At 60.7% G+C, this 24,019-nt stretch carries 21 protein-coding genes and 2 pseudogenes; 10 read left to right on the top strand and 13 right to left on the bottom strand.

Annotation, left to right across the window (positions count from 1 at the left end; all coding sequences use genetic code 11):
- Positions 1 to 10: 10 nt before the first annotated feature.
- From DEJ54_RS19350 to DEJ54_RS19325, 6 genes are all read right to left on the bottom strand, one after another.
- Positions 11 to 985, bottom strand: a complete 975-nt coding sequence (locus DEJ54_RS19350) for an ABC transporter substrate-binding protein (protein ID WP_162742389.1) — start codon at positions 983 to 985, stop codon at positions 11 to 13.
- Between the two features lie 22 nt (positions 986 to 1,007).
- Positions 1,008 to 1,787 (bottom strand): ABC transporter ATP-binding protein, encoded by a 780-nt coding sequence (locus DEJ54_RS19345; protein WP_113156427.1) that lies wholly within the window; start codon positions 1,785 to 1,787, stop codon positions 1,008 to 1,010.
- A gap of 11 nt (positions 1,788 to 1,798) precedes the next feature.
- Positions 1,799 to 2,557 carry an ABC transporter permease gene (locus tag DEJ54_RS19340; protein ID WP_162742388.1) on the bottom strand — a complete coding sequence of 253 codons (759 nt, stop codon included), beginning with the start codon at positions 2,555 to 2,557 and terminating at the stop codon, positions 1,799 to 1,801.
- Between the two features lie 124 nt (positions 2,558 to 2,681).
- Complete coding sequence (locus tag DEJ54_RS19335; RefSeq protein WP_204360920.1) at positions 2,682 to 3,707, bottom strand: dipeptidase; 1,026 nt, start codon at positions 3,705 to 3,707, stop codon at positions 2,682 to 2,684.
- Between the two features lie 23 nt (positions 3,708 to 3,730).
- A complete protein-coding gene (locus tag DEJ54_RS19330) occupies positions 3,731 to 5,212 on the bottom strand; it encodes an aldehyde dehydrogenase family protein (protein WP_113156425.1) in 1,482 nt (493 codons plus the stop codon).
- 49 nt (positions 5,213 to 5,261) lie between these two features.
- Entirely contained in the window at positions 5,262 to 5,426 is a 165-nt protein-coding gene (locus DEJ54_RS19325) for an ABC transporter permease subunit (protein WP_245447861.1), read from the bottom strand.
- Positions 5,427 to 5,857: 431 nt separating this feature from the next.
- On the opposite strand from DEJ54_RS19325, the gene DEJ54_RS19315 reads away from it, so the two are divergent.
- Positions 5,858 to 6,829, top strand: coding sequence for a LysR family transcriptional regulator (locus DEJ54_RS19315; RefSeq protein ID WP_113156422.1), 972 nt, complete (start codon positions 5,858 to 5,860; stop codon positions 6,827 to 6,829).
- A gap of 70 nt (positions 6,830 to 6,899) precedes the next feature.
- Here the strand turns inward: DEJ54_RS19315 and DEJ54_RS19310 are convergent.
- Positions 6,900 to 7,660, bottom strand: a protein-coding gene (locus tag DEJ54_RS19310) for an IS5 family transposase (RefSeq protein ID WP_113156421.1) whose coding sequence is annotated in 2 segments (ribosomal slippage) — positions 6,900 to 7,336 and positions 7,336 to 7,660 — 762 coding nt in all. Because the reading frame shifts where the segments join, the coding sequence is not laid out codon by codon here.
- Positions 7,661 to 7,872: 212 nt separating this feature from the next.
- Between DEJ54_RS19310 and DEJ54_RS19300 the strand changes: the two are divergent.
- The 4 genes and pseudogenes from DEJ54_RS19300 to DEJ54_RS19285 all read left to right on the top strand — a co-directional run.
- A pseudogene (locus DEJ54_RS19300) lies at positions 7,873 to 8,060 on the top strand (transposase domain-containing protein); the annotation flags it as partial.
- An 11-nt stretch (positions 8,061 to 8,071) separates the two neighbouring features.
- Positions 8,072 to 8,626 (top strand): annotated as a pseudogene (locus DEJ54_RS19295) (IS6 family transposase); the annotation flags it as partial.
- A 197-nt stretch (positions 8,627 to 8,823) separates the two neighbouring features.
- On the top strand, positions 8,824 to 9,999 hold the full coding sequence (locus tag DEJ54_RS19290) for a tyrosine-type recombinase/integrase (protein ID WP_113156420.1): 1,176 nt from the start codon (positions 8,824 to 8,826) through the stop codon (positions 9,997 to 9,999).
- A 182-nt stretch (positions 10,000 to 10,181) separates the two neighbouring features.
- Positions 10,182 to 10,430: a WGR domain-containing protein gene (locus DEJ54_RS19285; protein WP_113156419.1), complete on the top strand. Its 249-nt coding sequence runs from the start codon at positions 10,182 to 10,184 to the stop codon at positions 10,428 to 10,430.
- A gap of 46 nt (positions 10,431 to 10,476) precedes the next feature.
- On the opposite strand, the gene DEJ54_RS19280 is transcribed toward DEJ54_RS19285, so the two are convergent.
- The 6 genes from DEJ54_RS19280 to DEJ54_RS19255 form a co-directional block, all read right to left on the bottom strand.
- Positions 10,477 to 11,016, bottom strand: a complete 540-nt coding sequence (locus DEJ54_RS19280) for an RES family NAD+ phosphorylase (protein WP_371685999.1) — start codon at positions 11,014 to 11,016, stop codon at positions 10,477 to 10,479.
- Complete coding sequence (locus DEJ54_RS19275; RefSeq protein ID WP_113156417.1) at positions 10,982 to 11,353, bottom strand: antitoxin Xre/MbcA/ParS toxin-binding domain-containing protein; 372 nt, start codon at positions 11,351 to 11,353, stop codon at positions 10,982 to 10,984. Before DEJ54_RS19275 ends, DEJ54_RS19280 begins: the two co-directional genes overlap by 35 nt.
- Positions 11,354 to 11,440: 87 nt before the next feature.
- Positions 11,441 to 12,823 (bottom strand): plasmid replication protein RepC, encoded by a 1,383-nt coding sequence (repC, locus tag DEJ54_RS19270; RefSeq protein WP_113156416.1) that lies wholly within the window; start codon positions 12,821 to 12,823, stop codon positions 11,441 to 11,443.
- A gap of 229 nt (positions 12,824 to 13,052) precedes the next feature.
- Complete coding sequence (repB, locus tag DEJ54_RS19265) at positions 13,053 to 14,195, bottom strand: plasmid partitioning protein RepB (RefSeq protein WP_113156415.1); 1,143 nt, start codon at positions 14,193 to 14,195, stop codon at positions 13,053 to 13,055.
- On the bottom strand, positions 14,192 to 15,442 hold the full coding sequence (repA, locus tag DEJ54_RS19260; RefSeq protein WP_113157090.1) for a plasmid partitioning protein RepA: 1,251 nt from the start codon (positions 15,440 to 15,442) through the stop codon (positions 14,192 to 14,194). Before repA ends, repB begins: the two co-directional genes overlap by 4 nt.
- Before the next feature lie 652 nt (positions 15,443 to 16,094).
- Positions 16,095 to 16,955, bottom strand: a complete 861-nt coding sequence (locus DEJ54_RS19255; protein WP_371685988.1) for an IclR family transcriptional regulator — start codon at positions 16,953 to 16,955, stop codon at positions 16,095 to 16,097.
- A gap of 160 nt (positions 16,956 to 17,115) precedes the next feature.
- On the opposite strand from DEJ54_RS19255, the gene DEJ54_RS19250 reads away from it, so the two are divergent.
- From DEJ54_RS19250 to DEJ54_RS19230, 5 genes are all read left to right on the top strand, one after another.
- Positions 17,116 to 18,648 carry a M81 family metallopeptidase gene (locus DEJ54_RS19250; protein ID WP_113156414.1) on the top strand — a complete coding sequence of 511 codons (1,533 nt, stop codon included), beginning with the start codon at positions 17,116 to 17,118 and terminating at the stop codon, positions 18,646 to 18,648.
- 83 nt (positions 18,649 to 18,731) lie between these two features.
- Positions 18,732 to 20,357, top strand: a complete 1,626-nt coding sequence (locus DEJ54_RS19245) for an ABC transporter substrate-binding protein (protein WP_113156413.1) — start codon at positions 18,732 to 18,734, stop codon at positions 20,355 to 20,357.
- Positions 20,358 to 20,524: 167 nt separating this feature from the next.
- Positions 20,525 to 21,466 (top strand): ABC transporter permease, encoded by a 942-nt coding sequence (locus DEJ54_RS19240; protein WP_113156412.1) that lies wholly within the window; start codon positions 20,525 to 20,527, stop codon positions 21,464 to 21,466.
- Entirely contained in the window at positions 21,466 to 22,350 is an 885-nt protein-coding gene (locus tag DEJ54_RS19235; protein ID WP_113156411.1) for an ABC transporter permease, read from the top strand. The genes DEJ54_RS19240 and DEJ54_RS19235 overlap by 1 nt, the downstream gene beginning before the upstream one ends.
- A 2-nt stretch (positions 22,351 to 22,352) precedes the next feature.
- On the top strand, positions 22,353 to 24,014 hold the full coding sequence (locus DEJ54_RS19230; protein ID WP_113156410.1) for an ABC transporter ATP-binding protein: 1,662 nt from the start codon (positions 22,353 to 22,355) through the stop codon (positions 24,012 to 24,014).
- The last annotated feature ends 5 nt before the right edge of the window (positions 24,015 to 24,019 follow it).

The following is a 24,019-nucleotide window of genomic DNA, read 5'->3' as shown; positions in this document are numbered from 1 at the left end:
CTGGCCAGCCTTATTGGGGCAGCTGATCGTTGGAGAAGTAGGCTGCCGCCTCCTTCTTACCTGTCATCGATCCGAACTGGGCGAGCGTTTCATTCATGGATTCCCAATCCGACTCGGCCATCCAGCCGATCGGCTTGCCCTCGGTGCCCTTGGTGTGCAGCGAGGCCTCGTAGGCATCGAGCACGCCGCGATGGAACTCGGCCGGCTGGGTATTGCCCGAGACCTTGAGGAATATCTCGACCGCCTCGTCCTTGTTGGCGAGGGTGTATTCGAGGCCCTTGCGGGTGGCGGCGAGAAAGCGCTTAACGATCTCGGGATTCTGCGACAGATAATCACTGTTGACGACGATACCGAAGCCTAGATTGGTGACGCCCCAATCCGCATATTTCAGGATGGAGACTTCCTTGCCCTGGGCCTTCAGCTGCGGACCGTAGAAATAGTCGTCGCCGCTGATGCAATCGAGCTGGCCCGAGGCAATGCCGGCGAACTTGGCGTCGCCCGGCATGTTGACCAGGCTGATATCAGTGAGTTCGAGCCCATTGGCCATGAGGAAGGCCGGCAGGATCTGGCCGTCGGAACCGGTCGGGGTCGAGCCGATCCGCTTGCCCTTCACGTCGGCGGGGGTCTTGATATTGGGGTCGGTGCAGATCAGTGAGATCGGTCCCTGCTGCCACCAGCCGGCAACGGCGGTGATCGGCACGCCTGCCGAAATGGACTGGGCGACGGTGGACAGATTGGCATGGCCGATCGGGTCGGCATTCTCGCCGACGACCATGGTCGTGGTCTTTGACCCCTGGCCCTGCACGATATCGACGTCGAGATCGACTTCGTCATAGAAGCCCTTCTCCTCTGCCAGGATCATCGGAGTTTGGCCGGCCCACCAGCTCCAGTCGAGGCGAAGGCGGACGCTGTCGGCTGCGAATGCCGTGCTGCTCATCAGGGACAGGGCCAGAAGTGCCCCGCATGCTTGCTTGTAGGAGGTCATGTTCGTTTCCTTTTCCGGGCTGTCAGGCTGCGTCTTGGGCGTCATCGCGAATGACGCCCATGCGTTCGAAACAAATGAGTATCTGGTCGACGATCCCGTTGAACTCGGGCGTGCTGCGCACCGAAAGCCGGCGACGGCGCGGTAGCGGCACGTCGAGAACTGCCTCCACGCGACCGGGACGCGGCGCCATGACGACGATGCGGTCAGAGAGGAATACGGCCTCCTGGATGCTGTGGGTGACGAAGACCACGGTCGGCTGCGACCGCAGCCAGAGCGATTGCAGATCGACCATCATCTGATCGCGCGTCAGGGCGTCGAGAGCGCCAAAGGGCTCGTCCATAAGGAGCAGCGAGGGATCGTGAACCAGCGCGCGGCACACACTGACGCGCTGGCTCATGCCGCCCGACAGCTGATGGGGATAGGCATTCTCGAAGCCTGCGAGGCCCGATGCCGCCAGAAGATCCCTGGCCTTGGCGCGATATTCGGCATCCGGCAGGCCACGGGCTTCCGCCTGCAGCATGATGTTGTCTATGACGCTGCGCCACTCCAGCAGGACGGGCGACTGGAACACGAAGCCCAGGTCGGTCTCCGCCTTCGTGACCTTTTCTCCACCAACCAGAAGTTTGCCCGTGGTCGGGGAATTGAGCCCGGCGATGATGCGCAGCAGCGTGCTCTTGCCGCAGCCGCTCGGCCCGACGATGGAGAGAAACTCGCCCGGCTTGATGTCGATGGAGGTCGGAACCAGTGCTTCCAGGCCGGAATAGGACTTAGAGACCTTGTCGATGGTGATGGACTTGCCCATGTCGCGTCTCCTCAATGGCCTGCGCTTCTGACGGAACGATGCCAAGGCATCACGCGCGCCTCGATCATCTGCACCAAGGCGAAGCTGACAACGCCGATCACTACCAGCAGGATAAGTGCGGCAAACATCAGAGCCGTTTGCAATTGGCCGCTCGACAGCAAGATCAGATAGCCAAGGCCGCGGTCCGAGCCGACGAATTCGCCGACGACGGCACCGACCACAGCCAGTGTGACGCAGACCTTCAAGCCGCCGAACAGGCTGGGCAGAGCATGTGGCAGGTAGATCTTGCGAAACATCTGCGTTGAGGACAGACCCATGGTCTTGCCGAGAAAAACCATGTCCTCGGGCACGCTTTTCAGGCCGACCACGCCGCTGATGACTACGGGAAAGAAGGCCATCAGCACGCCGACAACGATATTGGTATGCAAGCCGAAACCGAGCCAGACAAGGATGAGCGGTGCGAGCGCCACTTTCGGCACGGCCTGGCTGGTGACAAGTAACGGATAGACAGCATCCTCGAACCAGCGAAAGTTTGCGATCATAAGCGCCAGTGGCAGCGCGATGACGATGCTGAGCAGGAAGGCGATCAGCGTTTCGAAGGCGGTGATGCCGGTATGATACATGAGATTGGAAAACTGCGAGACCATGGCATTGGCCACGGCCGCCGGAGCCGGCAGGAGATATGGAGCCGGCTTGACCAGAATGATCACGAACTGCCACAGGGCCAGGATCACGATCAGTGACAGGATCGGATAGACGATCCGGGTCACCCTTATCGGGAGCCCCACCTTACCAGGCTGTCGTGACGCGGTTACAGTCTCACTCATCTTCTTCTCCGGTTGTTCCTGAAGGCAACGGCGGCTCGGGCTCCCCTCCCAGCCGCTGCCGGTTTACTCATGCGGCGTTGGCAGTCTTCCGCTGTGCGGCGGGAACGAAGCCTTCACGGAAGAGCTTCAGCCAGTTGCCACCGGCGATCTTGGCGATTTCCTCGCTCGAGAAGCCCCGCTTTTCCATACCTTCGAGGATGTTCGGGAAGTCGACTGGCGACTTGAACCAGGTTGGCCAATCGGAAAAGCCCTTGATCGGGACGGCGCTTTCGCGAGCCCAGCGGCCGGCGCGCCACCACTTGATCTCGCTGACCGGCCAACCGTCATAATAGTCGGTACCGAAACCGACATGGTCGGAGCCGATCAGGTCAACGGTCCAGGAAATCATGTCGAGGAACGTGTCGAGCGTGCAGTCCGAGCCGTTTTTCATGATCTTGGGATAATTGGAGAGACCGATGACGCCGCCGGTTTCGGCCAGCCGCTTGATCAGCGCGGTCGACTTATTGCGGCGGTTCAACTCGATATCGGTACCGACGAATTCTTGCGGATTAGCGTGCGTGACTGCAATCGGTCGCGAGGAATATTCGATGGCGTCGAAGCAGGTACGTTCGGTGCAGTGGGAGACGTCGACGATCATGCCGACCCGGTTCATGTCGGCTATGACATTACGGCCGAAGAACTTGGAGACACCGTTCTCATCCGGCTCCCAGCAACCCGATGCAACGCGGTTCTGGACGTTATAGGTAAGCTGCGCGACACGCACACCGAGCTGGTAGAAGATCTCGACGAGTTCGATATCGTCTTCGAACGGAGACGTGTCCTGGAAGCCGTAGACGACAGCGGTACGGCCTGAGGCTGCGATATGCTCGATATCCTCGCCCGTAGTTGCCAGCGCGATCAGGTCGGAATTCTGTTCCAGCAGGCGGTTCCACTCACCGATGACGGTCAGCGTTTCACGCGCGTTTTCCCAGATCGACAGCGTCACATGCACGCACCCTACACCTCCACGCTTCCATTCCTCGAAGCGGGCCCTTTCGGGTTTGTTGTATTGCAGCGCATCGATCAACAGCGGCCTTTTCGCCGAGAGGGTCATCGGATTTCCTTTCTGAGTATTTGTCAATTTGCGAATGGGTCGGCGGCTTGGCCGTACTCGACGACGATCGCCTTGATCTGGGAGAATTCATCCATGGCCTCGACACCGTTCTCACGGCCGATACCCGACTGTTTGTAGCCACCGAATGGCACACGCAGGTTGATTGCACGATAGGTGTTGACCCACACCGTGCCCGCCTGGAGCTGTCGTGAGACGCGCCGGACGCGACCGACATCGCGGCTCCAGAAACCGGCAGCAAGGCCGTATTCGACACCATTTGCCATGGTGATGGCTTCTTCCTCGGTTTTGAAAGCCTGGATGGTTACGACAGGCCCGAAGATCTCCTCGCGGCAGATCCGCATATCACTGGAGACGCCGGTTACAACCGTGGGCTCAACCCAGTATCCCCCGGCGAATTCAGCACCCAGATCCGGTTTCTGTCCCCCGGAGATGAGTTTGGCACCGGCCTCGACCGCTTCCGCGACGAACCCGTTGATACGGTCATATTGCCGCTTGTTTGCGACAGGCCCGATATGTGCCTTCGCAGAAGAGGGATGGCCGAGGCGGATGCGCGCGACCGAGGCCTTGTAGCGCTCGACGAATGTGTCGTAGATTTCGGCCTGCACAAGGATGCGGGAGCCGGCGACGCAGGTCTGGCCGCTTCCGGAAAAAGCGCCTTGGGTGGCAGCGATCACGGCGCCGTCGATATCCCCATCGGCAAAGACGATATGGGCCGATTTCCCACCCGCCTCGCAGACGAAACGCTTCATCCCGGCGGCCACCTTGGCACCCAGAACCTTGGCTGTTGCAGTGCTGCCTGTAAAGGAAACCATCGCGACATCTGGATGGGTAGCCAGAGCTTCGCTGGCCTTGGCGTCACCAATCACAACATTGACGATACCGGCGGGGAAGCCAGCCTCGATGGCAAGTTCTGCCAGCGCGATGCTGGAGCCCGGTGCTTCCGCCGGCGGCTTAAGGATGACGGCATTGCCCATGGCCAATGCCGGGGCGAGCTTCCATGAGCCGAGCGACAACGCGCCGTTGAACGGTGTGATCGCCACGACCACACCCAATGGCTCGCGCACGATCCGGGCCTCGGCGCTGCGGGACACGGTGCGGAAAATATCGTCATGGGTGTCGAGCGCGCTGGCGTAGTAGTCGTACCAGGTCGAGGTCGCCTTCATCTCGGCCGCCGTTGCCGCATGGCTCTTGCCATTGGCGAGGCTTTCGAGCCCGCCCAGACGGTCGGCATTGGCGACGATCAGCGCACCGAGCCTGCGCAGCAGAACCGCACGCTCATAGCCGGTCATGGACGCCCATGGCTCGCTGCGAAATGCCTTGTCGGCGCTCGCGACCGCCTGCTCCACCGCGTCATCGGAAACGCAGGCCCTGGCCCAGACCGCGCCGGTGGAGGGGTCATGCAGCGGCATTTCCCGGCCGCCGGGCGCGACCGAGGCGCCGCCGACATACGAGGTGAAAATGTCCTGGTTGCTTGAAGTTGGCATGCTGGAAACCGATTCCTTTCGTGGAGTAGCGGAGGTTGGGCCACGCCGCTCACAGTTTAATCTTCGGGTTGAAGTAGGTGTAGAAAACGTCCAGGGCGAAGTTGATAAGCACGAAGGCCATAGCCAGCATCAGGAAGCCGCACTGGATCAGCGGGATGTCGCGGTTGAAGATCGCCTGGTACATGGCAAGCCCGATGCCCCGCCACGAAAAGATCGTCTCCGTCAGAACCGCACCGCTGAGCAGGAACCCCGTCTGCAGGCCATGTCGGTTGCGGTCGAAAGAACTTCGCGAACCAGCGGATCGTAGATCGCGCCAATGACCCGCAGACCCGGCGTACCAGTCATGCGATGAGGATCAAGTGGCGGATTGGCTCCTTCTGATCCGATGACCACGGCCCGAGCGAGCGCTGCGACCGGAACGATCAGAGCAGATGTGGCAAGAAGGCATGCATATGCGATCGCCGAACGGCGTCTCATCATCATATTCAACATCCTGTTCCCCTTTTTGAGATTGGGCTTCTTCCGCAGCGAGGATTAATCGCTGCGAGCCGTGAACCTCATTAAAGGAGTCCATATTCGATAAATCAAATTGAAAAATTTTCGAGATTAATCAGTATAACCTATACTACTGGAGCAGGAGATTTCATGGCCCACACCCACAATGCAGCATCGCCGACACCCTCCTACGGCGCGACAATTCGCCATTTGAGAGCCTTCCTGAGCGTTGCAAAACATCGCAGCTTCACCCGCGCCGCAACTGAACTGCATCTCTCTCAGCCGTCCCTCACTATGACGATTCAGCGACTGGAGGACATCGTGGGCGGCGCTTTGTTCGACCGCACCACGCGCAGCATCGTCATGACCCAGGAGGGCAACGACCTTTACCCGGTCGCTGAACGAGTGGTCGACGATTTCGACACGGCGATCCGGCAAATCCGGCTGACTGCCTCCAGCCGCAACAGCTGTGTGCGCGTCGCCGTGGTCAGCTCAATAGCCACAAAGATCATGCCGCGGATCCTGGAGACATTTCTAGCGGCCCGACCCGGCTTGCGGGTGCAATTGCGCGAGGGAAACTCCAACGACGTGCGCCGGCTGGTGCGGCGCAACGAGGTCGATGTCGGCTTTGCCAGCAAGCTCGACGACGATGCAGAACTCTCCTTCAAGCCCCTGTTTAGCGATCAACTCGGCCTGTTCCTGCGCGACGACCACCCGCTCTTCAATACTGCCCGGAATGGAGTGCTGCGATGGAGCGATCTGTCGGATCACAATTTTGTTGGCCTGACACAGGACACGGCGACAGGGCCTATCCTGTCTCAGATGGATCACCTGCCAGAATCCATCCGCGCCCCCAAATACGAGGTCTCCACCTATCCCACGCTATGGGCGCTGATTGAGAACGGCCTGGGCATCACAACGGCGCCCGCACTTGCGGCCGAGTTCATTCCCGATAACCGGATCGCTTTTCTCGGCCTAACCGAGCCGGTTGCCTGGCGCAGCGTCCATGTCGTCACACGCCTCGGCCGCGCCCTGCCTCAAATGGCCACCGCACTCGTCAAGGCGGTGGAGACAGAAATCGCAACCATTGCAGACGGCCATCACCGGATTACGACAACCTGATACTTGCGGCCAGAGTTGGATCGCGCCGGAAGCATAGCTCTACTTTATGGCTAGGTTCAGGACTCGTTGATTAGAGCCAGAAGATCACGGTTGCAGCGAGCGCGATGGCGGATAGGAAGACCATTGGGCACCTGTCATAGCGCGTCGCGACACGCCGCCAGTCTTTGACACGCCCGAACATGATCTCGATCCGGTTGCGCCGTTTGTAGCGACGTTTGTCGTATTTGATGGTCTTGTTGCGGGATTTCCGACCCGGAATGCAGGGGGTGATCCCCTTCGCCTGTAACGCGTCACGGTACCAGTCGGCATCATAGCCACGGTCGGCCAGAAGCCATTTGGCCCTGGGAAGCTCGTCAAGCAAGGCAGCAGCACCGGTGTAATCGCTGACCTGACCGGCCGTTATGAAGAAACTGATCGGGCGACCATTCGCATCCGATACGGCATGAAGCTTGGTGTTCATGCCGCCTTTCGTGCGGCCGATCAGGCGGCCCACGCCCCCTTTTTTACCCGCAGGCTGGAAGCCGTGCGGTGGGCCTTGAGATAGGTCGCATCGATCATGATGGTCTTATGCTCTGCAGCTTCAGGCACAGCCAAGCCTTCCATCATCTGGATAAAGATGCCCTTGTCGCCCCAGCGTTTCCAACGGTTATAAAGCGTCTTAGCCGGGCCATATTCCTTCGGTGCATCGCACCACCTGAGCCCGTTACGGTTGACGAAGATGATGCCGCTCAGAACGCGGCGATCATCAACGCGCTGGCGACCATGGCTCTTGGGAAAATAAGGCTGAAGACGAGCCATTTGCTCGTCCGTCAGCCAAAACAAATTACTCATCAGTCAGGCTCCTATACGCCCGTCTGAATCACAGCCATTTTTTTATATCAATGGGTCCTGAGCCTAAGAGAGCAGGAACCTGGCGTGTTACCGTGAGGGCTGCGATAGAGAGCTTCGCGCACCTTTCGCCTCCCACTCCATATTCGCCTGGCACCTTTCCATGTTCCGCTTTCGCGTGCATGAGGCGCGAGTTAAGCTAGGGATGCGACACAGCCCTCTTCGCGGGACATGATACTGGCGCACAAAACTGGTCCGTCATCGCGTCCCTGATCGAGACCTGCAAATTCAACGGGGTCGAACCCCACGGACATTTGTCCAGTGTCCTAACCGCCATCGCAAAGGGCCATAAACAATCGACATCAAAGAGCTGCTGCCTTGGAACTGCGCCAAAACCATGTGATCGGCGCACCGCTTACGATGGAACGCGGCATTTCGGTTTTTTACGAAGCGATCCGGCGCTGGGGCGGGAAGTTCGGTTCCACCTATGCGCGTGACCTGCGCCGCAAGCAGCCATCCCGCAGTGATGTCTGGCTTTTTGATGAGATGCGCATCGTTATTGCCGGCAAGAAACACTGGCTTTGGCGCGCCGTCGATGAGGACGTATACGTGCTGGATGAAATCGTTGAGACCCGGCGCAACACCAAGGCTGCCAGGCGATTGCTGACCCGGCTTCTGAAAAAGCAGGGGATCGCACCAAAACGCATGATCACTGACAAGCTGCGCTCTTATGGAGCCGCCAGGCGACAGGTCATGCCGACTGTCGAGCACTGGTCGCATAAGGGATTGAACAACCGAGCGGAGAATTCGCACGTGCCGCTGAGAAAGCGAGAATGTTCAATGCAGGGCTTTCGATCACCTGGAAGCCTGCAGCTTTTCATCTCGATCTTCTCCGCCGTCCGCAACCTTTTCGTCCCCCTCGCTCACAACGGCCCGCTCACGGCATTCGCAGCCATCCCCTATGAATGAGTGGCTGCCGGGCAGGCGAGGGCGACTGGCCTCACAGGTTGGCGCTGACAAGATCTTGCGTGCTGGGAATGGCAGGAAGGGCGCATCGAAGTCCGGCGCTTTTCATGCACCATAAACAATCAAACCGCCGCGCCTGTCTTTGACTATTAACGACCGATAATCTTGCATTATCGGACACCCGTGTGCTAGATGGCGAAATGGCCTCTGAGATCGAGCAGAATACCAAAAACCGGCACTTAGCCCCGTCTGCGACGCGAGAGAGCACGTCGCAAAACTTAGAATCTCGCACTCAGAATGCCATAACAACGTTAAAATGCGACCAACCAGCGCCTGAAAATCCTGACCTGCCGGACATTGTCGACATCGTGCTGGCCATGGATGAGCCGCAGGCCCCCTCCCCTCTCCTGCCCGCCGAAACGGGTCCACTCGTCGAAACGGCGCGCAATTATGCGCGCGCAGCTCGCTCGGAAGCCACACAGCGCGCCTACGCTGCCGATTGGCGTCACTTCGCCTCCTGGTGCCGGCGCGCAGGCTTCTCGCCCTTACCGGCCAATCCAGAGACGGTAGGGCTATACCTGTCCGCCTGCGCTTCATCCTCACCGCGGCCGACCGTTTCGACGTTGGAGCGGCGGCTTTCCGGGCTCTCTCAGGCGTTCTCACAACGTGGGGACCGTCTCGACCGCAAGGATCCGCACATTGCAGAAGTCTTTGCCGGCATTCGCCGCAAACACGGCCGCCCGCCGGTTCAGAAGGAAGCGCTTTTGGCCGACGACATTCTGGCCATGCTCGAAACCCTGCCCCACGATCTGAGAGGACTGCGCGACAGGGCGGTGCTTCTGGTCGGCTTTGCCGGCGGATTGCGCCGCTCCGAGATCGTTGGCCTCGATGCCGGTGTCGACCAGACGGAAGATGGCTGTGGTTGGGTCGAGATGTTCGAAAACGGCGCGCTTCTCACGCTGCGCGGCAAAACCGGATGGCGTGAAGTGGAGATCGGGCGCGGCTCGGCAGACCGTTCCTGCCCCGTTGAAGCGCTGAAAATCTGGATGCGGCTCGGGCGCGTGGCGCATGGTCCGCTGTTTCGCAGAATTCGCGGTGAGAAATCGGTTCAGGAAAGCCGTCTCAGCGACAAACATGTCGCCAGACTGGTCAAAAAAACCGCGCTCGACGCCGGTTTGCGCCCGGAATTGTCTGAAAAGGAGCGCGAAAAGCTGTTTTCGGGCCATTCCCTCCGTGCCGGGCTTGCCTCTTCGGCGGAGGTGGACGAGCGCTTTGTGCAAAAGCAGTTGGGCCACACAAGCGCTGAAATGACCCGTCAATATCAGCGTCGCCGCGATCGTTTCCGGGTCAATCTCACCAAGGCGAGTGGTCTCTAGGGCAGTTCCAGAACCGCGTTTGCGCCCAGAACTCCATAGAAACAAAGGGATAGAGCGCACTCGATACCGCGCATCCACCCTCGATCTTCAGTGACGGAACGATAAGCGATGTGAATCGGTCACCGCTGATCGATTCAGCAAATGCGTTGGACGCAGCCGGCTTTTCCGGGCCTGCTATAGGCATGTCTACCAACCCACATCTCTGCTGTCTAAAACGCATCGATCCCGCACGCAACATGGCGCGCTATTACACGCTTTCCGTTGAGCCCACCCTGTTTGGCGACGCTGCTCTTGTGCGCCAGTGGGGCCGGATCGGCACGCGCGGGCAGTTCAAGATCAATCTCTTCGACACGACGGGGGCTGCGGAGACAGCCCTCCAGCGCCTGCGCAAAATCAAGGAAAAGCGCGGATATCATCCCGAAATGAGCTGAAACGAGCCATTTTCAGGTGAAAATACCGAGAAAACCGAAAGACGATCTAAAGCCAGGAAGCCGCGTCATTTGGCAGTCTGTGCTCGGGATCCGTCACGGAAAGACCGGGTCCTTTCTCTCCATTCCAGCTCCACAGCGCGACGCAGCTTCCGCCGGGCGACATGAAGGATGGATAGATCACGCCGTGATAGCCTTGCAGAAGCAGTTTTTCGCGCAGGAGATGGGTTTCGGGCAGCTTTCCGGCATCCACATCCGCCCGCCACTCGCACTGATGCAAAGCTGGCGATTGCCCGACTGCCTCAAGCCCCTCTTCGCTCGTCAGATCCGCAAGGCGCGCTTTTGAAAGCGTCAGCTGGGCGATCAGTGCGGGGTGCTGCACAAATCCCTGATTATATTCAGCCCAGGCCGTGGAAAGCTCCCGCGCCGCGTAGATCGTGGCTGCTCCAACCGGGTTCCAGCGACCGCCAAAGCGTGCGGCCCCCTCCCCTGAAAGCGGCGCATGCGCCCAACGTGGCACATAGGCCCGCCAAAGGGTCTCATTGCGCAATTCTTCAGGCATAGACGCCGGCACGCACCGCTTCGAGATAGGTCAAAACCTTGTCGGCCTTCCCCTCCCCTACCAGATCATAGGCGGTTTTTCCCGCCCAGCCGGGAATGGGCTGATGCTTGAACCAGATCACGGCCCGGTGCTCATCTCCGGCCATTTCCGTCGCCATTGCCAGAATGCGCACAACCGGGCTCAGCGCCTGATCAACCTTTCTCTGGCCGGATTTGGCCGTCAGCGTGTTGCGGGCAACGCCAATCAGCCGTGCGAGCTCCACCATTGTCACGCCCAGAAGTTCAGAAACCCGCCGGGCGGATAGAAACGGTGCGCGTTCGTCAGCGAAATGGGCCGCTGCGAAATCGAGTTCTGCCGCAGTCATGCTCTTTGACCTCCTGAATCAACGCGAAATGAGCACATAATGATCACTACCCGATTAATCTATGCCCAGAATATGTTCATTTCAAGCTTACGCTCTCCTTGCGCCTATAAGGGCTCTCTGGCGGGCCGAAACGAGCGCATTGAGCATCGGCTTGACGGAGAACGAGCCGCCATGGGCCCTTTCGGTCAACCGCCGGAGATAGGCGCCGGGCGACCGGATGGCCTCGGCCCGCTCCAGCATGGCTGCAATGGTGATTGCCGCGTTGATTTCGCCCATCTCTGTCCGCGCTTTCGCCCAGGCGTCCGGTGGAATTCCCAGCATGGAACGCACCGTTTCGGCGGCTTTCATGAGATCTCGCCAGTTTGTGAGGCCACCGGGCGCATAATCGCGCATTTGCGGACAGGCTGAGGTCACAATTTCCAGCCGTATCGTTGCGGTTCTGCCAGTATTTTCGCTTGCAGAAGCCTGTTTTGTCGGTCGTGGGGCTCTTTCCAGCCTTCCGGAAGGGCTTTTCCGGTGTGCTTTGGCAAGGGCTACGCTTTCATGAGCCTTTCGCGGCGTTTCCGCTTTGATGTCGTCTACGTCTATTTCAAAATTAGAGTCTGAGTCTGAATTATGAATATGGCGCTCATTTTGGGACTCATTGGCGCTCACTTTTGTGATTTCATTAACCATGCGCTCTGGATTTTGAGCCTCCAGCTCTTCGTCGCGAAGGTTATCGAGATATGCGTTTTCGATTGCGTCGCGCAGTTCCACGAGCGCGTCTCTGCGTGCTTTGAGCGTTTTCCAATCGGTGTTGCGGCCCAATCTTCCAGAAAGCGCCTCGAGACGCTCTGCAAAGGCTGCAAAACGCTCTCCCCTGCCCTCCTGGGCAGTTGCGTGAACAATGGCCGCAATATCCCTCAGATGGATCGTTACTTCGCTCCTGAGGGCTCTCAGGGCCTTAGCAAGCCGCCGTGCTTCTGCTGCGTAAGCCTCGATTTCGCCCGCACGCATGACCAGAGGCGCTAGATCAAAGCCGAAAGCTTCCTCGATCTGGCCTTCTTCACCACGGCGCGCAAAACGTTTTCCATTGGCGCTGTCGCGGCGCAGAATGAGCCCGGCCTTCACCAGCGCGGCCAGATGCCGACGCAGTGTTGCGGGCGCCATGCCACGGGCGCGAATGGAGAGTTCGGCATTGGACGGGAACACGACAAGCTCCCCTACGGGATCCAGCATGCGTTCACTGTTGAAGCTCACAAGCGCCTCCAGAACCACAATAGTCCTGTCGGAGAGGCCAAGCGCCGGTCTTGCTTCGGTTACGGCCCGCAGCAAATGCCATTTATCCACGGTATTTTCAGAACAGGCACGTGCATCGCCCGAGCGCGTGTTCAGGGCCTTGCGGGCACGCCGAACCTGCTCACTGACTATGATTTGGGCACGCGCCATCCCTTTCCCGCCGAATGGCGAGATTGCAAATCTATCCGTCATTGTCTCACCTTGCATTAGGCAAGAAAAAGACGCTCACCGAGTGACCCGGTGCTTGACTTTGAACGCTGGAAGTGATTCTTTCAGATTGCTACATCGAAAGGGGCTTCCGGAATTTAAACGTTCTGGGGGCCTTTTTCTTGCGCGATTTTCCTCTCGCTCTACCTCTTCACTCTTCGTCTGACCGGCGTTTCCGCCGGATTTGTTTCACCGCATCTCGCGGCTGATGAACCTAGTTGCCGTCCGCCCGCTCTTTTTCAAAACGTTCGGACAGTTCGGGCAGAAGCCCGGCCACATAGTCTGCAAAGCCCGGCCGCGTCTTCTCGTCGAAATCGAGCCTGGGTTTGCTTCCCGGCGTCACCTTTGCAAGCAGACGGCCTTTCCTGTCTTCCACAGAGCGCGTTTTCTCAGCCTTCTTGGCTTTTGCCGACGCCCTCTTGGCGAGGCGTTCGTAGAGCCTGCGGAACCGCTCGTCTGAATCGGCGGCACGGAACGCGACGGACTGAATCTCGTCCTGTGCGAGGGCCACAGCTGCTTCACGCTTCAGATACTCTGCCAGCGCCATCCAGCGCGGGCGTCCGGCTTTCGGGGCAGGGCCAATCGCTGCTGCAATGTCTGCCGGAACGGCTTCAGCCACCTGCAGAAGCCGCGTCATCTCCGCCTTGTGCAGCGACAGTGCGCGCTGAACGACACTGCGGTCGAAACCATGGCGCATCAACGCATCGGCAAAGAAGGCGCGCTCGATGAAGGAGAGATTGCGACGCTCGGTGTTTTCCTTGCCCTGGGCAAGCACAAGATCGTCATCGCTCAGGGTCCGGACAATCGCCTGAACCGGCCTCTTGAGGCGGTTCGCGGCACGCACACGGCGATGACCATAGGCCACCTGAAAGCGGCCATTCTCCGTCGGATGGGGTCGCAGAAGAACAGGCACCTGCTGGCCATTCTCGCGTACGCTGTCCACCAGCGCAGAGAAATCTTCGTCGCCGTCATCTTCGAGGCTCAGGCGGTCGCGCACGATCGATGGGTCGATCAGGTGCGGCTCCACTTCGATCACGCGTTCGCCCTTGGCGAGGCTCTCGCGAATGGCCCGCGCATCTTCCACTTCACGAGTCATGGATGAGAGCGAAAGCCCCATCGCCTTGACCGCACCGGAGGAACTGCGTGCAGGCGTATCTGTGCCAGACGGAGCAAGCTTTGCTGCAAGTCTGGCTTCTGGCGCGGACTGTGTGGGATTTGACTGCGCGGAATTCGACTGGGCGGAATTCGACTGGGCCGGTTTTGCCTGAGCAGGCTGCGGCTTATGGGAAGGCGAGGGGGCTTCGCCCTCACCTGCACCACCGAACAGCGCCTTCAGATGGTCCTTGCGTTTGCTCATGCCCCGTCTCCTGTCGCGTTACGACCCCAGGCGTTCTCGACCAGCGCTTCGACCTCGGCGTTGACAGATGTCAACGCTTCCATCGCGCGGTCGTAGGTCGAGCGTGTGAAGTTGTCCCGGCCCACTTCATAGAGTGTCTGCTTGGTCAGGCCCGCATCGGAAATCGCGGTCGACTTGACCATGGGCGCCGTCAGAACGCGTTCGCCAAACTGCGACCGCAGGAAGCCGACAATCTGCGTCTGGGGACCATCATTCGGCTCGTAGCGCGTCACGAGGTAGCGCAGGAAATCGAAGTTCAGTGAACCGCCCGCCTCGCGCACAACCGACAGAAGATCGGCCGTCATGTAGAGGAACTGGCTCATCGAGGCGACGTCCAGCATCTGCGGGTGCACGGTCACGATGACCGAGGTGGACGCGCACAGTGCGGAGAGCGTCAGGAAGCCGAGCTGCGGCGGACAGTCGATGATGACCACATCGTAATCATCGGCAACCGTGGCAAGTGCGGCCTGAATGCGCGCGAAGAAGAATTCGTCCGCACCGTCACCCGCCTGGCGCTCGGCCAGCATGCGCGGTGTCGTGTGCTCGAACTCGTGCAGCTCGAGATTGCCCGGCACCAGATCGAGCCCGTCGAAATAGGTCTTGCGGATGATCTGCGAAAGCGGCCTGCGCTCTTCGTCATATCGGATCGCGCCATAGAGCGTGTCATTGCCCGAAAGATCGATTTCGGGCTGATAGCCGAAGAGGGCGGATAGAGACGCCTGCGGATCGAGATCCACCGCCAGCACACGATAGCCCGACAGAGCCAGATGCTGCGCCATGTGCGCACTGGTCGTCGTCTTGCCGGAGCCACCCTTGAAGTTGGTCACCGAGATGACCTGCAGATGCTCGTGCTCTGGGTCGCGCCACTTCACATAGGAACGCGCCTTGGCGAGGTTGCCCTTCGCCTTTGCCTGCGCCGCAAGATGCTGCCGGAGCGCGTTGATGTCTGAAAGGGAATAGTAGCGGCGTCCGCCGGACCCGGTCTCCGGCTGCGGACCTTCGCCGGCAATGGAGAGCTGACGCAGATATCCATCGGAGACGCCGATCAGACGCGCCGCTTCACCGCTTGAGAATGTGCGGAGCGTCTTCTGGGCTGCCGGGGGGTAAAGACGGTCGCGCATGACGCGCAGCTGTTCGGAAAGCCGCGCAGCGTCCGCCGCGATGGCCTGGTCAGCCGCCAGAACCGGCGGCGCGTCCGCGCCCTCCATCGCTACTTCAGCAACCTTGTCCAACTCCCGCTCTCCTTCATGGTCAATGGCCATGTCCATGCCGTGCCGCTCCTCGTCATCCAATCAAGTCGGCGCTGGTTGACAGGTGTCAACGCAACGCATCCCCTAGGCGGGCGCAGCGCGAATTGCCTTAACGTCACCACCCTCAAAAGGGCGCATGACGGAATAATATTGCGCAACGTAACCCGATTCGGAGCCATTCGGCGAGTGGCCTACGCTTGAGGGTATAGATACGCTTAAAATGCAAACGCGCTGAGGCAGGTTTGAAATCGGAAGTAACCGCTACTAACAGGTACGCATCGCGGTTACGCCAATCTCTCACATTCGCCGCCAGTTCCGTAACTAATGCCACGAGGCAGGCGGCCATCGTCAAGAAGTTTTTGGTTAACAAGACGTTAACGGAACATGTTCTGTGGTGGAAGTGAGCCGAATAATGCAGCCGTTACCGTGACTTAAGTCACTCGGCGGATCAGATCGCATCGAAAACAAATCGACAGGGCCGGCTGGAAGTAGACCAAAACGCCGCCCGGGCCTCTGAAAAGGCACACATTTTCTTAACCGCGGCTCGCGCGCCGACAGAATCGGAGCGCTGCGCACGCCGCTAAAAGATCTGGCAGGGGAGGGGAGGGCGTCAAAACCTGTTAATGACGCCTGCGGCCTCTCCGGCAAGCGGTGCGAAACGCCGACAGAAGCTCTCCGCGTCCCATTCGCTGAGCGAGCCGGCAATGTGAATGGCCCCCAGCGGTCGTCCCTCTGGAGAGAGCAGCGCCGTGGCGATCGCGATCTCGCCCTGGAGCACTTCTTCAAGCGCCAGCGCATATCCGTTCTCGCGCGCTTCCTGAACCTTTGCCCGGATGGCCTGAGGGTCGGTGATCGTCTTTGGCGTGATCTCGCGGCGCTCGGAGCGCTCGATGATTTCGTCCACTTCGTCGTCGCTCATATGCGCCATCATGGCGCGCCCGCCGGAGGTGCAGTAGATCGGCACGCTCTGCCCGACCAGCGTGGCGAAGAACGTTTCGCGCTTGCTTTGAAGGCGCGCAGCATAGATGAGCCGCAATCCGTCGCGCAGGCTGAGATCCACGCGCTCGCGCACACTGCGCCGCAGCTCCATCAGTACCGGGGAGGCGCGCGCCACCAGAGGGTTCAGCCGCAGATAGTCGCGTGTATGATCGAGAATGCGAATGCCCGGCACATAGCCGCGGTCGTCTGCGTCGCGCTGCACATAGCCAAGCTGGCGCAGCGTGTGCACCACGCGCTGCGCGGCGCTCTTGCCCATGCCGCCGGCAGCTGCAATCTCGTTCAGCGTCAGCGGTTTGCTCGCATCGTGAAAGGTCGAAAGCACCTGCATGGCGCGCGCAATCGCCTGCACGAAAAGGGGATCGTTCTCATCGATGCTTGTGCTCGGCGGGACACCGTATTCGCCCTTCTGAATGTAACGCACGCAGACTTCCAATCCCGCCAGAATTCGTTTGACACCCAATCCGCTGTACATCTATCGTTATATCGATACGAAAGTATCGTACAGCGATACTTGGTCCTTCACCCTATCACGCATTTCACGGGCGTCGACCCGAAAATGCGGTCTTGCAAAAGCGGGGCTTGTGAATGCGGCGTTGCATATTGATCGGCAGTCTCTTGCGGGGAGGCGTCTTATGAAAAGGCGCGTTGCACTCGCCGGTTTCCTTCACGAAACAAACACTTTCGCACCATCTCCCGCGACCTATGCGCATTTCGAGCAGGGTGGCGGCTATCTGCCCCTGTCGCGCGGAAACGAGATCATCGAGCGCTCGCCGGGCGTCAATCTGGGCATATCCGGCGCGGTTGCGCATGCGCAGAAAGCGGGATGGGAAATCGTTCCGGTTCTGTGGACCGGCGCCATCCCGTCGGCTCATGTCACGCGGGACGCCTATGAGCGCATCGCCGGTGAAATCGTGGACGGGATCGCTGCGGCCGGTCCGTTGGACGGCGTCTGCCTCGACCTGCATGGCGCGATGGTCGCCGAACATCTCGATGACGGGGAAGGCGAACTGATCGCCCGTGTGCGCGCGGTCGTCGGTCCCGACGTGCCGATTGCCGTGAGCCTTGATCTGCATGGCAACACGACGCAGCTCATGGTCGATGAAGCCGATCTGCTCGTCGCTTTCCGCACCTATCCGCATGTGGACATGGCCGAGACCGGCCGGCGCGCCGCCGAGGGCCTCGACAGGCTGATGGCGCGGGGCCGCTCCTTCGCCCATGCCTTCCGGCGGCTTCCCTATCTCACTTCCATTCCCTGGCAGTGCACCTTCATCGAACCGGCGAAAAGCCTCTATGAAGAGGTCGCCGCGCTGGAGACGGGGCCGGTTGCAAGCGTGTCCTACTGGATGGGCTTTCCCGCAGCCGATATCGAGGCGTGCGGCCAGACCGTTCTCGCCTATGCGGAAACCCAGGACGCGGCCGACCGCGCGGCGGACCAACTCTATGCGCGCATCATGGAAGCGGAGGAGGCTTTCGCCGGCCGCGCCTGGGGCCCTGATGAAGGCGTGCGAGAAGCCATGCGCATTGCCGAAGGGGCGAGCCGCCCGGTGGTCATTGCCGACACGCAGGACAATCCCGGCGCCGGCGGCGATTCCAACACGACCGGCATGCTGCGCGCGCTTTTGAGAAACGGCGCGCGCCGCGCCGCCATCGGCATGATCATCGATCCGCTTGCGGCCCTTGCCGCTCACGCGGCAGGGGAGGGGGCCGAGATCACCATTCCGCTGGGCGGCCAGTCCGGCATTCCGGGTGACGCGCCCTTCACCGGTACGTTCCGCGTGGAAAAGCTCTCCAATGGCGATCTTCATGCGACCGGCCCCTATTACGGCGGCACGCATATGAATGTCGGCCCGTCCGCCTGCCTGTCGATCGACGGCGTGAAGATCGTCGTCGCCACGCACAAGGCGCAGATGGCCGATCTCGCCATGTATCGTTTTGTCGGCATCGAGCCGACGGAGATGGCCATTCTGGTCAACAAGAGTTCGGTGCATTTCCGCGCCGATTTCGATCCCGTCGCCGAGACCGTTCTGGTCTGCACGGCGCCTGGGCCCATGCCGCTCGACCCGGCGGACCTGCCGTGGACGAAACTGGCGGATGGAATGCGCCTGTCGCCCCGGGGGCCGGTTTTCCGCCGCTCACAGAGCGAACCGCTCATGATGGAGGGCTGACAGGAGAATAGCGCGGCAGGAGAACCGCGTTTGAGACGTCACGACGAACACAATTTCACTTTCCAAAGAAAAAGAGGGAACTCATGTCGCGTCTTCAGGATAGAATTCACCACTTAAAGAGCCATGTGCGCGGTGCGTCGCTCGGCCTTGCCGCTGGCGCAGCGCTGTTCGCCGGCATCGGGGCGGCCACGCCGGCCCTTGCGCAGGACAACACGATCACGGCCGTCATGCATTCGGGCCTGCGCGTGCTCGACCCGATCATCACCACCGCCCACATCACGCGAAACCATGGCTACATGGTCTATGACGTGCTGGTGGCCGTTGACGAGAACTTCGCCCCGCAGCCGCAGATGGCCGACTGGACGATCTCCGACGACAATCTCACCTACACGTTCACGCTGCGCGACGGTCTGAAGTTCCATGACGGCGCGCCGGTCACCGCGGCCGATGCCGTTGCCTCGCTTCAGCGCTGGGGCAAGCGCGATTCCGGCGGTCAGCTCATCTTCGATGTGACCGAAAGCCTTGAGGCGACAGACGACAAAACCATCGTCTGGAAGCTGAAGAGCGCATTCCCGGCGCTGCTTGACACGGTCGGCAAACAGTCCGCCGTGCCGCCCTTCATCATGCCGGCGCGTGTGGCCAGCGGCTCCGCCGACGAGGCCATCACCGACTACACCGGCTCCGGGCCGTTTGTCTTCGTTGCCGACGCGTATCAGCCCGGCGTTTCGGTCACCTATCGCAAGTTCGAGGATTATGTCCCGCGCGATGGCGCAGCGAGCTGGATGGCCGGCGGCAAGAACGTGAAGGTCGATGAGGTGAAGTGGGTCACCATGCCCGATGCCCAGACCGCCATCAATGCGCTCATGTCGGGTGAAATCGACTATATCGAGCAGGTGCAGATCGACCTTCTGCCGCTGCTTGAGGGGAGCGAGGATATCACGGTCGAGACCCGCGATGATCTGGGTTACCAGACCATCGGCCGCATGAACTTCAAGCATCCGCCCTTCGACAATGTGAAGATCCGCCAGGCTGCGCAGATGGCGCTCAGTCAGGAAGCGGTTCTCGCAACGCTGATCGGCAATCCGGAGTATTACAAGGTCTGCGGCGCGATCTTTGGCTGCGGCACGCCGCTGGGCGATGAATCCGGCTCCGACACGCTCACCTCCGGCGGCGACATCGAAGGCGCGAAGAAACTCCTCGAAGAGGCCGGCTATGACGGCACGCCCATCGTGCTGATGCAGCCGACCGACGTGGTCAGCCTCACCGCCCAGCCGGTGGTGGCCGCACAGGCCATGCGCGAGGCCGGCTTCAATGTCGACATGCAGGCGATGGACTGGCAGACGCTCGTCACCCGCCGCGCCAGCCAGGCCAAGCCCGCCGAAGGCGGCTGGAACATCTTCTTCACCAACTGGATGGTGCCGGAGATCAACTCGCCGCTCATCAGCCCCATGCTGAACGGCCGCGGAGACGCCGCCTGGTTCGGCTGGCCCGAGGATGAAAAGATCGAGGAGCTGCGCGCAGCCTTCATCGCCGCCGATACGCCTGAAAAGCAGAAGGAAGTCGCCGTCGACATCCAGAAGCACACGCTGGACAGCGTTCTGTATGTCCCGCTTGGCCAATATGTCATGCCGCAGGCGCGCACCAACAAGCTGACCGGCATGATCCCGTCTCCCGTTCCGGTGTTCTGGAACATCGAGAAAGCGGACTGACCGCGTGAACTCCTGCCCCGCCGGTTGTCTGGCGGGGTCATTCACGGGGCATTCGGGCCATGCGCCCGGCGCGATTCCCTTTCGCTCCCTGATCGGGATCGCGCGCCCCGCTTTTTTGCAAGGCGGCAGCCTTTCGCACGTCACAGGTCAAAGGACGTCACGTTCCGATGCTAGGCTATATTCTCCGGCGCGTTCTGGCCGTCATTCCGGTCATGGTCATCGTCGCCATATTTGTTTTCCTGCTGCTCCGGCTGACGCCGGGCGATCCGGCCGCCATCATCGCCGGCGACATGGCGACGCCCGAACAGCTTGAGCGCATCCGCACCTCGCTTGGCCTGTCCGATCCGCTGCACGAACAGTTCATCACCTGGGTCGGCCTTCTCATGCAGGGCGAGCTCGGCACATCGCTGATTTCCAGCACACCGGTCACCCAGATGATCGGCCAGCGCATCTGGCCAACGGTGAACATCGCCGTCCTGACCATTCTGCTTTCCGTTCTGATCGCCGTTCCCATGGGCGTGCTCGCCGCCTGGCGTCATCGCACCTGGGTCGACTACGCGGTCATGACCTTTTCGGTTCTGGGCTTTTCGATCCCGGTCTTCGTCATCGGCTACATCTTCATCAAGATTTTCTCGATCGAGCTGCGCTGGTTCCCCGTTCAAGGCTATGTCGCGCCATCGGAGGATTTCGGAAAGTTCCTGTCCCGCGCCATTCTGCCCTGTCTCACGCTCGCCACCATCTATGTGGCGCTTATTGCGCGCATGACCCGCGCCTCCATGCTTGAGGTTCTGGGCGAAGACTATATCCGCACCGCGCGCGCCAAGGGCGTGAAGGAAACCGTGGTCCTGTTCCGCCACGCGCTTTCCAATGCGGCCGTGCCGATCATGACGATCATCGGCACCGGCTTTGCACTTCTTATTGGCGGCGTGGTGGTCACCGAAAGCGTGTTCAACATTCCCGGCATCGGACGCCTCACGGTCGACGCCATTCTGGCGCGCGACTATCCGGTCATTCAGGGCATGATCCTACTGACGAGCGGTCTCTACGTTCTGATCAACCTGCTCATCGATCTCTCCTACACCTTCTTCGATCCGAGGATCCGCTACTGATGGTCGCTTCCCCGCAACCCGCATCCCGCATGCAATGGCTGTTCGGCGCGATGGCGCTGCCGCGCGGCTGGCGTCTTGGCGCCGGGCCGGTCATCGCCGCCATCGTGCTCTTCATCATCGTCATGCTGGCGCTTCTGGCCCCGCTCATCGTGCCGCACGATCCCATGGCCATCGATGCGCTCCAGCGGCTCAAAGGGCCGAGCGAAACCTATCCGCTTGGCACTGATGCCTATGGGCGCGACGTGCTTTCGCGCGTCATCACCGGTGGTCGCGTGTCGCTCTTCATCGGCATATCGGCTGCGGTTGTCAGTGTGCTCATCGGCCTTCTGATCGGCCTTGTCTCCGGCTTCTTCCGCACGGCGGACGCCATCATCATGCGCATCATGGACAGCCTGATGGCCATTCCCTCCATTCTGCTCGCCATTGCGCTGGTCGCGCTCAACGGGCCGAGCATCTGGTCGGTCATGGGAGCCATCACCATTCCCGAGATACCGCGTGTCGTGCGGCTGGTGCGTTCGGTGGTTCTGTCGGCGCGCGAAGAACCCTATGTGGAAGCCGCCATCGCACTCGGCTCCTCCATGCCGAAAATCCTCTGGCAGCATCTCATGCCCAACACGCTCGCGCCGCTCATCGTGCAGGGCACCTATATCTGCGCATCGGCGATCCTCACCGAAGCGATCCTGTCGTTCCTCGGCGCCGGTGTTTCGACCGAAATCCCCACCTGGGGCAACATCATGGCCGAGGGCCGTGTCTACTTCCAGCTCAAGCCGTCGCTCATCTTCTGGCCGGGCCTGATGCTCTCGCTGTGCATCCTGTCGATCAACCTTCTGGGCGACACCGCACGCGACATGCTGGATCCGCGTCTCAAGAAGCGGGAGGGGTGACCATGAAATTCAAGACCCGCAATTTCGATGACGCGCCGAATGTTCTGGAGATCGAGGAACTGACGGTCCGCCTTGCCGGAAACGAAACGGCGGCCCCGGTTCTCGACCATGTGTCGCTCAAAATCCGGCAGGGCGAGACGGTCTGTCTTGTCGGGGAGTCCGGTTCGGGAAAATCGGTCACATCGCTCTCCGTCATGGGACTTTTGCCGAAGGGCGCGCTTGCCGCCACCGGCGGGCGGATCGGGCTTGAAGGCAGGAACCTGCTCGATCTTGGCCCGCAGGCGATGCGCGACATGCGCGCGCAGAAGATCTCGATGATCTTTCAGGAGCCCATGACTGCGCTTAACCCGGTTATCCGGGTTGGCGACCAGATCGAGGAAGTGCTCAACACGCACACCAGGCTCTCCGCGAAGGAGAAGAAGGCGCGTGTGCTCGACATCATGAACCAGGTGCATCTGCCCGATGTCGAACGCATCTACCGGTCCTATCCGCACCAGCTTTCCGGCGGCCAGCGCCAGCGCATCATGATCGCCATGGCGCTGATCCTCGAGCCGCAGCTTCTGATCGCCGACGAGCCGACCACCGCGCTCGACGTGACGACGCAGCAGCAGATCCTGACCCTCATCGCCGAGCTTCAGGAAAAGCACGGCACCGCCGTTCTCTTCATCACGCATGATATGGGCGTGGTGGCCGAGATTGCCGACACTGTTCACGTGATGAAGCTTGGCAAGATCGTCGAACAGGCCCCGGTCGAGCAATTGCTGCGCCACCCGCAGGAGGAATACACGCGCGAGCTTCTTCAGGCCGTGCCGAGCCTCACCCCGCGCGCCGCGCGCGATGCGCCCGGCGGGGAGGCGGTTCTGTCGGTAAGCGGGCTGCAGAAGGTTTATGGCGCGCATGGCGTGTTCAAACGCAGCGAACCCACAAAGGCGGCCACCGATGTGAACTTCGCCATTCCGCGCGGGCGCACGCTCGGCATTGTCGGCGAAAGCGGCTCGGGCAAATCCACCGTCGCGCGCTGCATCATGCGGCTGATCGATCCGACGGAGGGCGAGATCCGCGTTGCCGACCATGAGATCGCCACGCTTTCACGCCGCGCGCTTCAGCCGCTGCGCCGTCACATCCAGATCGTCTTTCAGGATCCCTTCCGCTCGCTGAACCCGCGATGGACCATCGGGCGCAGCCTCGTTGAGGGACCGCTCAACATGGGAACGGAGCGCAAGGCGGCGCTTTCGCGGGCGCGTGAACTCCTGAAGCTCGTTGGTCTGCCCGATGACGCCATCGACCGCTATCCGCACCAGTTTTCCGGCGGCCAGCGCCAGCGTGTCGCCATCGCGCGCGCCATTGCCATGGAGCCGGATGTGCTGGTGGCCGATGAGGCGGTTTCGGCGCTCGACGTCTCCGTTCAGGCGCAGGTGCTCGATCTTCTGGACGAGCTTCAGCAGAAACTCGGCATCGCCATTCTTTTCATCACCCACGATCTGCGCGTTGCCGCCCAGATCTGCGACGAAGTGGTGGTGATGCAACATGGGCGCGTGGTCGAACATGACAGCGCCGCCAATGTGCTTTCCGCCCCCAGACACGCCTACACCCGCGCGCTGATCGAGGCAGCACCCGGGCGTCAGTGGGATTTCGCCAATTTCAGAGAATTGCAGACCGTTTGACGTGA

Origin of the sequence: Nitratireductor sp. OM-1 (genome assembly GCF_003296175.1) — a bacterium.
Lineage (GTDB): Bacteria > Pseudomonadota > Alphaproteobacteria > Rhizobiales > Rhizobiaceae > Nitratireductor > Nitratireductor aquimarinus.
The sequence above is the reverse complement of the archived record's forward strand: the minus strand, read 5'-3'. Positions and strand labels throughout refer to the sequence as shown.

Coding starts and splice junctions, on each gene's coding strand:
- DEJ54_RS19255 (WP_371685988.1), bottom strand. CDS start 16,955: ATGTACAGCGGATTGGGTGTCAAACGAATTCTGGCGGGATTGGAAGTC.
- repB (WP_113156415.1), bottom strand. CDS start 14,195: ATGAGCAAACGCAAGGACCATCTGAAGGCGCTGTTCGGTGGTGCAGGT.
- repC (WP_113156416.1), bottom strand. CDS start 12,823: ATGACGGATAGATTTGCAATCTCGCCATTCGGCGGGAAAGGGATGGCG.
- DEJ54_RS19240 (WP_113156412.1), top strand. CDS start 20,525: ATGCTAGGCTATATTCTCCGGCGCGTTCTGGCCGTCATTCCGGTCATG.
- DEJ54_RS19290 (WP_113156420.1), top strand. CDS start 8,824: ATGGCCTCTGAGATCGAGCAGAATACCAAAAACCGGCACTTAGCCCCG.
- DEJ54_RS19345 (WP_113156427.1), bottom strand. CDS start 1,787: ATGGGCAAGTCCATCACCATCGACAAGGTCTCTAAGTCCTATTCCGGC.
- DEJ54_RS19285 (WP_113156419.1), top strand. CDS start 10,182: ATGTCTACCAACCCACATCTCTGCTGTCTAAAACGCATCGATCCCGCA.
- DEJ54_RS19315 (WP_113156422.1), top strand. CDS start 5,858: ATGGCCCACACCCACAATGCAGCATCGCCGACACCCTCCTACGGCGCG.
- DEJ54_RS19350 (WP_162742389.1), bottom strand. CDS start 985: ATGACCTCCTACAAGCAAGCATGCGGGGCACTTCTGGCCCTGTCCCTG.
- DEJ54_RS19250 (WP_113156414.1), top strand. CDS start 17,116: ATGAAAAGGCGCGTTGCACTCGCCGGTTTCCTTCACGAAACAAACACT.
- repA (WP_113157090.1), bottom strand. CDS start 15,442: ATGGAGGGCGCGGACGCGCCGCCGGTTCTGGCGGCTGACCAGGCCATC.
- DEJ54_RS19330 (WP_113156425.1), bottom strand. CDS start 5,212: ATGCCAACTTCAAGCAACCAGGACATTTTCACCTCGTATGTCGGCGGC.
- DEJ54_RS19245 (WP_113156413.1), top strand. CDS start 18,732: ATGTCGCGTCTTCAGGATAGAATTCACCACTTAAAGAGCCATGTGCGC.
- DEJ54_RS19235 (WP_113156411.1), top strand. CDS start 21,466: ATGGTCGCTTCCCCGCAACCCGCATCCCGCATGCAATGGCTGTTCGGC.
- DEJ54_RS19335 (WP_204360920.1), bottom strand. CDS start 3,707: ATGACCCTCTCGGCGAAAAGGCCGCTGTTGATCGATGCGCTGCAATAC.
- DEJ54_RS19230 (WP_113156410.1), top strand. CDS start 22,353: ATGAAATTCAAGACCCGCAATTTCGATGACGCGCCGAATGTTCTGGAG.
- DEJ54_RS19275 (WP_113156417.1), bottom strand. CDS start 11,353: ATGACTGCGGCAGAACTCGATTTCGCAGCGGCCCATTTCGCTGACGAA.